Raw genomic sequence first — 12,333 nt, 5'->3', positions numbered from 1 at the left:
GCGACCGTATCCGGCCGCCCACGTGATGGACGAGCCGTTTTCCTCCAGCCCGGCCGCGCCTCCCCGATGCCTCACCTCCCCGCATGGCCCCGGCCCTCCCGTGGTCTTCGGCGACCGGCCGTCTCCTCGGCGCGCCGGATCACCCGGAGGGCGACCGGGTCAGGAGACCCCGGCCTCGCGCATGTCGCGCACCTCCCGCTTGAGCTCCTTGATCTCGTCGCGGAGCCGGGCGGCGACCTCGAACTGGAGGTCGGCGGCGGCCTGGTGCATCTGCTCGGTGAGCGACTCCATCAGCGCCTCCAGCTGGGCCCTGGGCATCTCTCCGGCGATCGTCTTGGCGTGCTGGCCCGCCTGCTTGATCGCGAAGCCGGGGACCGGTGCCTTGCCGCGCGACTGCTGGCGGCCGCTGCCGCCGAGGAGCTGGGCGGTGTCGGCGTCCTCGCGGTTGAGCGAGTCGAGGATGTCGGCGATCTTCTTGCGGAGCGGCTGCGGGTCGATGCCGTTGGCCTCGTTGTAGGCGATCTGCTTGGCCCGGCGGCGGTTGGTCTCGTCGATCGCCCGCTCCATGGAGGGGGTGACCCGGTCGGCGTACATGTGCACCTGGCCGGAGACGTTTCTGGCCGCGCGGCCGATGGTCTGGATCAGGGAGGTCTCCGAACGCAGGAAGCCCTCCTTGTCGGCGTCGAGGATGGCCACCAGCGACACCTCGGGCAGGTCGAGGCCCTCGCGGAGCAGGTTGATGCCGACCAGCACGTCGAACTCGCCCATCCGCAGCTCGCGCAGCAGCTCGATGCGGCGCAGGGTGTCGACCTCGCTGTGCAGGTAGCGGACCCGGATGCCGAGCTCCAGCAGGTAGTCGGTGAGGTCCTCGGACATCTTCTTGGTCAGCGTGGTGACCAGGACCCGCTCGTCCTTCTCGGTGCGGGTGCGGATCTCGTGGACCAGGTCGTCGATCTGCGACTTGGTCGGCTTGACGATCACCTCGGGGTCGATCAGGCCGGTCGGCCGGATGACCTGCTCGACCACGTCGCCCTTGGAGCGGCCCAGCTCGTAGGAGCCGGGGGTGGCCGACAGGTAAACCGTCTGGCCGATCCGCTCCAGGAACTCCTCCCACTTCAGCGGGCGGTTGTCCATCGCGGACGGCAGGCGGAAGCCGTGGTCGACGAGTGTGCGCTTGCGGGAGGCGTCTCCCTCGTACATCGCGCCGATCTGCGGGACGGTCTGGTGGGACTCGTCCAGGACCAGCATGAAATCTTCGGGGAAGTAGTCGAGCAGGGTGTTGGGCGCGCTGCCCGGGGTGCGGCCGTCCATGTGGCGCGAGTAGTTCTCGATGCCGGAGCAGGTGCCGATCTGGCGCATCATCTCCAGGTCGTAGGTGGTGCGCATGCGCAGCCGCTGGGCCTCCAGGAGCTTGCCCTGGCGCTCCATGGTCTCCAGGGTCTCGGCCAGCTCGGCCTCGATGCCCCGGATGGCGCTCTCCATCCGCTCGGCGCCCGCGACGTAGTGGGAGGCGGGGAAGATGTAGAGCTCCTCGTCCTCGGTGATCACCTCGCCGGTGAGCGGGTGCATGGTCGCGAGCTTCTCGATCTCGTCGCCGAACATCTCGATCCGGACCGCGAGCTCTTCGTACTTGGGGATGATCTCGACGGTGTCGCCGCGCACCCGGAAGGTGCCCCGGGTGAAGGCCATGTCGTTGCGGGTGTACTGCATGTCGACCAGGCGGCGCAGCAGGGTGTCGCGGTCGATCTCCTGGCCGACCTTGAGCCTGACCATGCGGTCGACGTACTCCTGCGGGGTGCCCAGGCCGTAGATGCACGACACGGAGGCCACCACGATCGTGTCGCGGCGGGTCAGCAGCGAGTTGGTCGCCGAGTGGCGCAGCCGCTCGACCTCCTCGTTGATCGAGGAGTCCTTCTCGATGTAGGTGTCGCTCTGCGGGACGTACGCCTCGGGCTGGTAGTAGTCGTAGTAGGAGACGAAGTATTCGACCGCGTTGTTGGGCAGCATCTCGCGCAGCTCGTTGGCGAACTGCGCGGCGAGCGTCTTGTTGGGCTGGATGACCAGGGTCGGCCGCTGGAGTCGCTCGATCAGCCAGGCGACCGTGGCGGTCTTGCCCGTGCCCGTGGCGCCCAGCAGGACGTTGTCCCGGTCACCGGCCTTGACGCGCCGTTCGAGCTCGGCGATCGCGGCGGGCTGGTCGCCCGATGGGGTCATGTCGGTGACGACCTCGAAGGGTGCCACCTTGCGCTGCAAATCTGTTACCGGCCTCACCTGTCCCACTGTAGGTGGCGTGACCGACAATCCTTCTTCATAGGTCCGCGCACCCGCGGGCCGCCGTCAACCACACGGTCCGTGTACGGGCGGACCGCCGTCAACCACACAGGTCCGCGTACAGGCGGACCGCCGTCAACCGCGTGGCAAGCGATCCGCAAGCGGGATCCCCTTGACTGTCTCGCGTGCCAATGATCACAAAGCGTGATATATCGGGCTTCCGATCTATCACTGACCCGGAGGTGTGATGTCCCGGCCAAGAGAAGCCGCGCAGTACGCGAGGGCCGCAGCCCAGGCCATAGGACAGGGCGGCGACGTGCGCCAGATGGTCGGCCAGGCCGTGGGCCAGTACGCCGGCCAGGCAGCGGGACAGTACGCGGGCCAGGTGGCCGAGCAGTTCGTGGGCCAGGGGAGCACCGGGAACACCGGCGGCTCCGCCGGTGAGAAGGGCTTCGCGCTCAACCCCTCCGACTTCGTGGCCGCCCGCGACCAGGGCTCGTCCCTGGGCACGGTCATCGAGGCCCGCAGCGCCGCGCTCAACGAGGCCGGGGAGATCGTCAACCGGAGCTTCAGCGGCAAGGGCCCGAACGGCGAGCCGGTCCACGTCATCTCCCCCGTGGTCATCCCCAAGGGCACCACCGCCAGGGTGGTCGTCCCGCTGGTCGTGCTGGCCGGGCTCGGCCTGGTCGGGCTCGTCGCCACCGGGCTGCCCGAGGGGGCCCGGGTGCTGTTCGGCCCGCACTACTGGGCCGTGCTGGTGCTGGCCGCGGCGTTCCTGTGGTGGCGCAGGAGCGTGGTCATGGTGCCCGAGGGCTGCAAGGCCCTGATCACGAAGTTCGGCAAGCTCGTGCAGATCGCCGAGCCGGGCCGGGTGACGCTGTTCAACCCGTGGAAGCGGGTCAGCTACATCGTCAACACCACCCGCGAGTACCCCTTCAACGCCCCCATCCGTGAGGCCCCCACCCAGCAGGGCGTCAAGGCCAGCGTGGACCTGTTCCTGCAGTTCCGGATCGAGGACCCGGCCGAGTTCATCTTCGTGCTCGGCTCGGTGGGCGGCTTCCAGGCCAAGCTGCAGAACGCCATCAGCGAGGTCACCCGCTCCCTCATCTACGCCCAGCGCGCCGAGGAGATCTACGACCTGGTCGGCGAGAGCACCATGGGCATGCTGGACAACCTCAACCAGCAGTTCCTGCCCGCCGTGCGGCTCACCGACGTCAACATCACGCACGCCGAGCCCTCCAGCCAGGAGTACCGGATGGACCTGGCCGCCCCCGAGATGATCAGGGTCGCCAAGGAGGCGTACACCTACGAGTACGAGCTCCAGCTGCGCAAGGAGCAGAACGAGGGCGACCTGATCAAGGAGCTGGCCGGGCTGCAGGAGCAGCTGTCGGCCATCCACGCCGAGATCGCCGGGCACCAGGCCAGGATCGACACCGCGCTGGAGCGCGCCTCCCACCAGGCCAAGGCCCAGGGCGGCCAGCGGCTGGTGGAGGCCGAGGCCGTCGCCAAGGCCAACGCGGCGCTGCTGGAGGCCCAGGCGCTCGACATCCGCTCGCTGAGCGCCGCCGAGGCGCCGGAGATCCTCGACTACCGCTTCCAGCAGGACCTGCTCGACAAGCTGGAGTCCGTCGCCTCGCACCTGCCGCGCCTGGTGCAGGTCGGCGACGCCGTCGACATCGACCTGCTCGCGCTGGCCAGGCAGCTGGTCGGCAACCCCGAGGCCCAGCTGTTCTCCCAGGCGGACATGGCCGCGATCAGGGCCCGGATGAACGAGATCGGCGGCCGCGTCGAGGAGCGCGGGGCGGAGATCGGCTCCCTGCTCAACCCGCCCGCAGACACCCCCGCCCCCGTCGTGGGACAGGTCGCCCAGGAAGAGGTCCGATGAGCGGCAGAGAGTTCTCCAAGATCAAGGAATCCCTGGCCACCTGGTCGGAGATCCGCCAGCTGCTGCGCGGCGGCGAGTCGGGCCAGCTCGTCCCCGTGGTGATCCCCAAGGACCGCCGCGGCTTCGCCTGGGTGGCGTTGCTCTTCCTCGCCCTCTACCTGGCCGGCACGGCGGTGTTCGCCGACGGGGCGATCTCCTTCCTCGCCGCCGTCGGAGCACTGTTCTCCCTGGTCGCGGCGCTGGTGTGGCTCTGGCGCCGGGCGATCATCGAGATCGAGGAGGGCACCACGGGCGTGCGCAGCCGGTGGGGCGCCATCGTCGGCACGCTGTCCCCCGGACGCCACTACCTGTGGCTGCCCTGGGACCGGGTCGACGCGGTGGTCGACACCTCCACCGAGATCCCCTACTCCGCGCCGATCGTGGCCTGCCCGACGGCGGAGAACGTCCCGCTCAAGTCCATCGAGTTCTTCCTGAAGTTCCGCATCGTCGACCCGGTGGCCTTCGTCCGTACGATCGGCGCCGGTAACTTCGACCTGGTGCTCAGCAGCGCCGTACAGGACGCCATCCGCCAGCGCAGCCGCCTGGTGAACACCGAGCGCGCCTACGACCTGCGCGGGTCCGACGTCGGCGACATGCAGGAGCTCCTCACCCGCCAGCTCGGCCGGTACGGCGTGCGCATCACCGGCGCCAACATCCCCGACGTGCAGCTGCCCGACCAGTACCAGCAGCATCTGGCCACCCGCGAGAAGGTCGCCAAGGAGCTGTCGGCCTTCGAGCGCGAGTGGGAGCTCACCCGCAAGCGCAGGATCGACACCCTGCTGATGGAGATCGAACGTTCCAAAAAGACGCGGGACGCGCGTATCGTCGAGGTGAGAGCCGCCGCCAACACCGCCCGTAAGGACGTCGCCCGCATGCTGGAGGAGCACGAGACCGAGGCGCAGCGGGTGCGCTGGGAGATCGAGGCGAAGGGCCGGGCCGAGCTCACCTCCGCCGAGAACGAGGCGAAGGGGCTGCGCAGGCTGGCCGACTCCTACCGCGACAACCGCGCGGTGCTCCAGTACGAGCTGGCCCGCCGCAGGCTCGACGTGGGCGCCAGGCTCGCCGAGAGCGCCCCGCGCCCCGTCGTCGTCCGCACCTCCGGCGCCTCCGGCGACCCCTCCGCCCTGTCCACCCTGCTCCTGGCCCAGATCCTGCCCCGGCTGAACGACGGCGGCGGCGACGGCGGCAACGGCCAGGTCAGGCCGCAGAACCAGAACCCCTGATGAGAACAATCTCCAACCCCTGGGAGTCCTAGATGGTGTTCCGTAAGTTGATGGCCGCGTTCGGCGCCGGTGTCGAGGTCGACACCGTGCTGCAGAACTCGCAGGTGCGGCCCGGCGAGGTCCTGCGCGGGCAGGTCAACTTCCGCGGCGGCGGCTCCGACTACAAGGTCGAGGGCATCTTCATCGACTTCACCGCCGTCGTCGAGGTCGAGAGCGGCGACAACGAGTACAAGTCGACGTACAGCTTCCTGCGCCAGCAGATCACCGGCTCCTTCCACCTCGCCGCGGGCGCCCCGCAGTCGGCCCCCTTCGAGATCCAGGTCCCCTGGGAGACCCCGATCAGTGCCATCGGCGGCCACCCGCTGCGCGGCATGCAGCTCGGCGTCTCCACCGAGCTCGCCCTGGCGGGCGCGCTCGACAAGGGCGACCTCGACCCGCTGTTCGTCAACCCGCTGCCCGCCCAGGACCACGTCCTCGGCGCGCTGGACAACCTCGGCTTCCGCTTCAAGAAGGCCGACCTGGAGCGGGGCACCCTGCACGGCTCGCGCATGCCGTTCTTCCAGGAGATCGAGTACTACGCGGGCCACGACTACCGTCGCCACTTCAACGAGCTGGAGCTCACCTTCATCGCCGGCCCCCAGTCCATGGACATCATCCTGGAGGCCGACAAGCGTGGCAGCTTCGGCTCCAGCCACGACACCTTCAGCCGCTTCACCGTCCACTACAACGACCACCCGGGCCAGGTGGAGCAGTCGCTGCGCGGCGGCCTGCAGTCGATGGCCCAGAAGCGCGGCTGGTTCTAGCCTTCCTCGCCTCCTCGTGAGTCCTCCTCGCGAGTGACGGGTGTGCCCTGGTCGCCGGGGCACACCCGTCTCGCCGTTCGTACGGCTTTCGCCGTTCGTAGGGCTTTCGCTGTTCGTAGGGCGCGTGAGAAGCACCGGGGACGGGTCGGGGCCACCGCCCGCGTACCGGATCGTGCCCCGCGCGTGTGCTCGCGAAGGCCGGACGCCGGATCGGCCGACCCGCCGGGCCGCGACTCCTTCCTGTCTGCCGTAGGGTTCCCGGCAAAGAGCGGCCGGTGGCCGCGGTACGGGCGGGGGCTGTGAGTGGGCGCGGATGACGGCGACGTGACGGTGGCCGCCGCGCGGGCGGGCGACGAGTCCGCGTTCGCCGCGCTCGTCGAGCGTCACCGCGGTGAGCTGCGGGTGCACTGCTACCGGATGCTGGGCTCGTTCGACGAGGCGGAGGACCTGACGCAGGAGACGTTCCTGCGCGCGTGGCGGAACCTCGGCGGTTTCGAGGGGCGCTCGACGTTCCGGGCCTGGCTGTACCGGATCGCGACGAACGCCTGCCTCGACGTCCTCGACGGCCGGGCGCGCCGGGTGCTCCCCCGCCACCTGTCGGGACCGTGGGATCCGAGTGCCGCGCTGCCACCTCCCAGTGACATCGCCTGGCTGCAGCCGTTCCCCGACGGGCTGTGGGAGCCGGTCGCGCCGAGCGAGACCGAGCCGGACTCCGTGGCCGTCACCAGGGAGACGATCGAGCTGGCGTTCCTGGCCGCGCTCCAGCACCTGCCCGCCCGGCAGCGGGCGGCGCTGATCCTGCGCGACGTGCTCGGCTGGCCCGCCAAGCAGGTCGCGGCGCTGCTGGAGGGCAGCGTGGCGTCGGTGAACAGCGCGTTGCAGCGGGCCCGGACGACGCTGAGGGAGCACCTGCCCGAACACCGCCTCGACTGGGCGCCGCCGACGGAGCCCACCGAGCGGGAGCGTGCGGTGCTGCGGCGCTACATGGACGCGATGGAACGCGCCGATCTCGCCGCGGTCGCCGACCTGCTGGCCGAGGACGTACGGGCGGAGATGCCTCCGTGGCCCATGTGGTTCCGGGGCCGCGACGCGGTCGTGGCGGCGCTGGCGGAGAGCTGGGACACCGGCTCGCCCGACCATGTCGGGCGGTTCCGGATGCTGCCCACCCGCGCCAACCGGCAGCCGGCCGTGGCGACCTACGTACGGCGCCCCGGCGAGCCCGCCTACCGCGCCTTCGGGATCGGCGTGCTGCGGATCGAGGACGACCGGATCGCGGAGATGACCGCCTTCCACGATCTGAGCCTGTTCCCGGTGTTCGCCCTGCCCATGACGTTGTCCCCCGAAGGTTCTCCTGAAGACTCTCCTGAAGGCCGATGAGTTTTCGCGCGATCCGCCGTCTCAGAACGGGTCAACCAGAACTGATCCTGACGGAGGCACCTCATGGGCAAGATGCTGTATTCGGTCACCATGTCGCTGGACGGCTTCATCGCGGGTCCGGGCGGGGACATGTCCTGGCTGACCGGGCTCCTCGGCCCCGATCCGGCGGTGGACGAGCTCGTCGACGAGATCGGCGCGCTTCTCGTCGGCAACCGAACCTTCCGCGGCGACGACCCCCACCGGGACACCGACAAGGAGGGCAAGCCGTTCGGCGGCGGGTGGACCGGGCCGCAGTTCGTGCTCATCCACCAGATCCCGGACACGCCGATGCCGGGCATCACCTTCGTCGGCGACCTCGACAGCGGCGTCGCCGCGGCCAAGGCCGCCGCGGGTGACAAGTACGTCAACATCCTCGGCGCCCACGTCGCCCGGCAGTGCCTAGAGGCGGGTGTGCTCGACGAGATCCTCGTGTTCATCGCGCCCGTCATGCTCGGCGACGGCGTCCGGCTGTTCGACCACCCGGGCGGGACCAACGTCAGGCTGGAACGCATCGCCCTGACCCACGTGCCGCACGCGACGAGCATCCGGTTCCGCGTCGTCCGATGAGCCGCCCCCGGGCGGCGGGACGCCCGGCCGGTCAGCCGGCCGGCGTCCTGCCGCCTCGGACGGAGCCGTCGCCGGTGGCGGCGGTGAGACGCTCGGCGGCCGCTGCCACCGGCGCCCCCGGGGCTTTCACAGGTCCAGCTGGTACTGGAACGTCCTGTGGGTGGGCCGGTAGCCGAGCGAGTCGTTGACGGCCCGCATGTGGGTGTTGCTGTCGGCCGTGTCCGCGAGCAGGCCACCCAGGTCCGGGTAGCGTTCGCGGGCCTGCCGGATGGCCTCGGCCTTCATCCACCTGGCCAGGCCGTGGCCGCGGTGTTCCGGCAGGACCCCCGTGCCGTAGTGCTGGCCGTCGCCCTTGCCGTCACCGGGGACGACCAGCTCGGTGAACCCGGCGATCGAGCCGTCGGACTCGTCGACGGCGACGACCGTGTGGAGCGACTCGCCACGGTCCGCGATGGCCTTGGCGGCCGCCCTGACCCGTTCGACGTCCCAGACCACGACCCCGTAGTCGGTGTCGTCCATCGGCATGTCGTCCATCGCCCGGCGGGAGGCGGTGAAGGTGCCGGCCAGCTCGTCCGGCACCGTCCCGTCCCAGGAACGCAGCCGGTATCCGGCGGGCGGGCCGACCACGGCGGCGTCCACGGTGTCCACGGTGTCCACGGTGTCCACGGCGACATCGGCCAGCGCGAGCCTCGCGTACGTCAGGGTGAGCACCTTCCTGAACCCCCTGGCCGCCAGGAACAGGTCGCCCGGCGTACCGGCGTCGGCCTGGGCCAGCACGCAGCGCCGCCCTTCCGACTCGGCACCCGCCACCGCCCGCGCCAGCAGCTCGGAGCCGACGCCCGCGCGCCGCTCGGCCGGGTGCACGTTCAGCTCCAGCTCGGCCAGGTGGTCCTGGCCCTCCCGCTCGAACAGGCGCAGGAACGCCGACCCCACCGGGGCTCCGTCACCGCCGGAGGCCAGCCACACCAGGCGGCGGCTGGACGCGCCCGGGTGAGGATCGGCCAGCGGGACGATCTGAATCGACAAGTCAACTCCATCTTCTGGTTTTGACGACCGAGCCATTCGCAAAGGCTCAGAACCTCAGGGTGAGCGAGGTGAAGCACACGGCGACGTAATCATGACAGCAAGCGCGTCCTCCTACCCCAGGCGATTCGCCCAGAAATGTCAGACCGCGGCTAGAAGATGATCAGCACCTACTTGATCACCGAATCTCGGGAAAGGACCTGTGACGTGGACGACACCCCTCCCTTCTTCGAAGGCCCCTTCGACAGCGACGAGGCCTTTGACGCCATCACGGACCTGGCGGGAAAGGACGACGCCGCCACGACGATGGCCGAGTCGCTCGACGCGTTCGTGCGCGAGAACGAGGAGTACGCCGAGGAGGGAGCCGTGGATGAGGCGTTGGCTCTCGCGTGCCTGGTCGCCGCCCGGATCTCCGGCATCGCTCCGGACGAGGCCGCCCATCACTGGCTGGACCGCACTCCCCTCACCGTCTCCGACGACCTGCGTCGGCTGGCCGTCGCCGCGTTCGCCCTGGCCACCCGTTCGCGGGACAACTGGCTCAGCGAGGTCCGAGCCGAGGACTGGCAGGCGTTCATGGAGCACCTGGAGCCCTACCGCAAGGCTCTCCACGGTGAGCCGCAGGACCCGCCCGTCCCGCTCGTCCCGGACTTCTCCCGCCTGGGGAAGCAGTGGCTGCGGGCGTACTGGAGTATCGACGGCCGAAGCCTGCCGGACGACACCGCCTACGCGGACGTGGCGGAACGCCTCGTCCTGGCCGTCAACGACGACCCGGCCTGGCTCGCGTGGTGGCGTCCCGCCGGCCTGCAGGAGCTCACCGTCTTCGGACAGCTCACGCCGGGCGCGTACGCGGAACGGATCTCTCGTGGCCGCACCACGGCCGAGGCCTGGATCGACTTCGGCCGTTCCTACGAGGACCTCGGGGAATCCGTCACTCAGCGGGTCTTCGACGATGTCCACACGGCCTTGGCCGCCACGGGCCGCCACCTCGGCCTCGACCTCGTCCCTCCGCTTCCCGCACTGCCGGTGTGACGTCATGCCTTCGTCCGCCGGCCGGGAGCAGGATGCTGGGAAGAATCGACGTGAAACGGTACGAGGTACCCGAGGTGTCACCGCACCTGCGCACCGCCGGCGCGCTCATGACCCGCTACCGGACGATGAACATCGGCCTGACCGACGCGATGAACGCGGCTCTGGCGGCCGAGTTCCGGACCGACGCCGTCTTCACCCTGGATCGTGAACACTTCCGTGCGATCCGCCCGCTCACCGGCCACGAGTGCTTTCGGCTCCTGCCCGACGACATCTGACGAAACCGACGGCGTCGGCCACGGAGCGAACCGCCGGCTCGCCGATCCGGCCGGTGGCCGGCGACACGGAAGACGCACGATCCCCGTCGCCGGGATCAACACACCTTGCGGGCGAGGGTGAGCATGTGACCGCTGACGCCCAACAGGGAGGGGACCGACTCCAGGCGACGCTGGGCGTCGAGCATGAGAGCGCGGCGACCGGGGTCGTCGAGCCAGTCGTCGATGTCGCCGTACAGCCAGAACGGCCCCTGCAGGCCGTAGCGGGCGACATCGGGAAGGCCCGCATCGGCGAACTCGGCCGGGACGTCGTCAGGATCATGGCAGTAGCCGGTGAACCCCGACCGCACGTGGGATATGACCCCGTCCAGCGCGGCCGAGCGCGCTATCTCCCGGTATTCCTCCAGCAGGTACGAGCCCTGATAGATCATGTCGTGCATGGCCGCGTAGCGGCTGATGGTCGCGGCGGCCACCAGGCCGCCGGGCCGCACCACCCGTACCGCCTCGGCCAGGGCGCGGACCCGGTCGGCCCGGTCGGCGAGGTGGTAGAGCGGGCCCAGGAGCAACGCCACGTCCACGCTCTCGTCGGGCACCGGCAACTCCCTGGCGTCCCCCTGCCTCGCGGTGACCCCGCCCAACCTCGCCGCCCGCTCCACGTGCAGCGGCATGGGATCGATCAGCTCGACCCGGTATCCGTCGGCGGCGAGCCACTCCGCGTGCACCCCGGTGCCGCCACCCACATCCAGCACGTCGGCCGGAGCCGGAGGCAGCGCCCGGCGCAGCACATCCTGCGTCCGCCACAGTTCCAGCCGCCCACGGCCCGCGCGAAGCCTGCCGTCTTCCCTGTCCTGCCCGTAATAAGCGAGCAGTTCCGGTGTCGTCTCCATACCCGATCATGCCCCTCCGCCCCTCGGAAAAACGAATCGAACGGCCGGGCGAACAATAGACATATGCCCTAATGTCCAAGAGCATGAAAATCCGCGTGATCATCGCGACGGCCGCCGCCTCCGTCCTGCTCTTCCCCGGTACGGCCACCGCCCTCACATATCCGGTCGAGGACGCCCCGCTCCTGACCGGCAACTCCCTCTACTCCGCCGGCAGGCTCCCCGCCGCGGGGTGCGCCGACAGACCCGCCAAGGGTAAGAGCCTCGCCTCCGTCAAGAAGTACGTCAAAGCGCTCTTCACCTGTATGAACAACGCCTGGCTCCCGTACCTGAAGGAGGCCGATCTGTCGTCCGTGCAGCCCAGCCTGGAGATGACGGGGACCGTTCTGGAGAAGGACGCCAGGCGCGCCTGTTTCGGGGCCAAGATGAGCCCCGCGAGGTCGGAGGCCGTCAACTGCTATGGGATCTACATCTCCGTACACATCCGTCCTGACTGGATCAAGGCATCCGATGACCTTCCGATCCTCGCGGAGCTGAGCTCCGCCTACGGCGAGTACGTGCAGCACGCGGCCGACATCAGGGAGGGCTACAACGCCCTGCACGCCGACGACGACAAGGAGATCCAGGAGCAGCTCCGCCGCTACAGCCTGCAGGCGAACTGCCTGGGCGGGATCACCGCGAAGGGCGTGTGGCACGCCCTCGGCTACCCCGCCAAGGACGCCCGGCGCCTGCTGGATCTCGCCAGGGTCGATGCCGACGCCCCCAAGGGCAAGGATCGTTACTTCGGCAAGGGCGCCAACGTCGCCTACTGGACCAAGCGGGGCTACTCCACCTCCGACCCCAAGTCCTGCAAAACCTGGAACGCTCCCTCCGCCAAGGTCTCGTAACCCGCTCCCGGACCTTCCCCTGCCCACGGCTGTT

The 12,333-nt window shown here is 69.7% G+C and carries 11 protein-coding genes; 8 read left to right on the top strand and 3 right to left on the bottom strand.

The genetic code is table 11. The features are described 5' to 3' along the window. Nucleotides 1-159: 159 nt before the first annotated feature. On the bottom strand, nt 160-2,271 hold the full coding sequence (gene uvrB / locus AC5L38_RS07310) for an excinuclease ABC subunit UvrB (RefSeq protein WP_495241970.1): 2,112 nt from the start codon (nt 2,269-2,271) through the stop codon (nt 160-162). A gap of 247 nt (nt 2,272-2,518) precedes the next feature. On the opposite strand from uvrB, the gene AC5L38_RS07305 reads away from it, so the two are divergent. From AC5L38_RS07305 to AC5L38_RS07285, 5 genes are all read left to right on the top strand, one after another. Next, nucleotides 2,519-4,156: an SPFH domain-containing protein gene (locus AC5L38_RS07305; protein WP_495241969.1), complete on the top strand. Its 1,638-nt coding sequence runs from the start codon at nt 2,519-2,521 to the stop codon at nt 4,154-4,156. Beyond that, a complete protein-coding gene (locus tag AC5L38_RS07300) occupies nt 4,153-5,418 on the top strand; it encodes an SPFH domain-containing protein (RefSeq protein WP_495241968.1) in 1,266 nt (421 codons plus the stop codon). The genes AC5L38_RS07305 and AC5L38_RS07300 overlap by 4 nt, the downstream gene beginning before the upstream one ends. 32 nt (nt 5,419-5,450) lie before the next feature. Next, nucleotides 5,451-6,221: a sporulation protein gene (locus tag AC5L38_RS07295; protein WP_495241967.1), complete on the top strand. Its 771-nt coding sequence runs from the start codon at nt 5,451-5,453 to the stop codon at nt 6,219-6,221. A 303-nt stretch (nt 6,222-6,524) separates the two neighbouring features. Beyond that, a complete protein-coding gene (locus AC5L38_RS07290) occupies nt 6,525-7,598 on the top strand; it encodes a sigma-70 family RNA polymerase sigma factor (RefSeq protein WP_495241966.1) in 1,074 nt (357 codons plus the stop codon). Between the two features lie 63 nt (nt 7,599-7,661). Next, nucleotides 7,662-8,204 carry a dihydrofolate reductase family protein gene (locus tag AC5L38_RS07285; RefSeq protein ID WP_495241965.1) on the top strand — a complete coding sequence of 181 codons (543 nt, stop codon included), beginning with the start codon at nt 7,662-7,664 and terminating at the stop codon, nt 8,202-8,204. A gap of 126 nt (nt 8,205-8,330) precedes the next feature. Here the strand turns inward: AC5L38_RS07285 and AC5L38_RS07280 are convergent, their stop codons facing one another. Next, a complete protein-coding gene (locus AC5L38_RS07280) occupies nt 8,331-9,230 on the bottom strand; it encodes a GNAT family N-acetyltransferase (RefSeq protein WP_495241964.1) in 900 nt (299 codons plus the stop codon). Nucleotides 9,231-9,434: 204 nt separating this feature from the next. On the opposite strand from AC5L38_RS07280, the gene AC5L38_RS07275 reads away from it, so the two are divergent. Continuing rightward, a complete protein-coding gene (locus AC5L38_RS07275; RefSeq protein WP_495241963.1) occupies nt 9,435-10,256 on the top strand; it encodes a DUF4259 domain-containing protein in 822 nt (273 codons plus the stop codon). Between the two features lie 50 nt (nt 10,257-10,306). Continuing rightward, entirely contained in the window at nt 10,307-10,531 is a 225-nt protein-coding gene (locus AC5L38_RS07270; protein ID WP_495241962.1) for a PIN domain-containing protein, read from the top strand. Nucleotides 10,532-10,626: 95 nt separating this feature from the next. On the opposite strand, the gene AC5L38_RS07265 is transcribed toward AC5L38_RS07270, so the two are convergent. Then, nucleotides 10,627-11,415 (bottom strand): class I SAM-dependent methyltransferase, encoded by a 789-nt coding sequence (locus AC5L38_RS07265; RefSeq protein ID WP_495241961.1) that lies wholly within the window; start codon nt 11,413-11,415, stop codon nt 10,627-10,629. Between the two features lie 83 nt (nt 11,416-11,498). Here AC5L38_RS07265 and AC5L38_RS07260 point away from each other — a divergent pair, with 83 nt between their 5' ends. After that, entirely contained in the window at nt 11,499-12,299 is an 801-nt protein-coding gene (locus tag AC5L38_RS07260) for a hypothetical protein (protein ID WP_495241960.1), read from the top strand. Nucleotides 12,300-12,333 lie beyond the last annotated feature (34 nt).

The organism is Streptosporangium nanhuense (assembly GCF_059358815.1).
The sequence above is the reverse complement of the archived record's forward strand: the minus strand, read 5'-3'. Positions and strand labels throughout refer to the sequence as shown.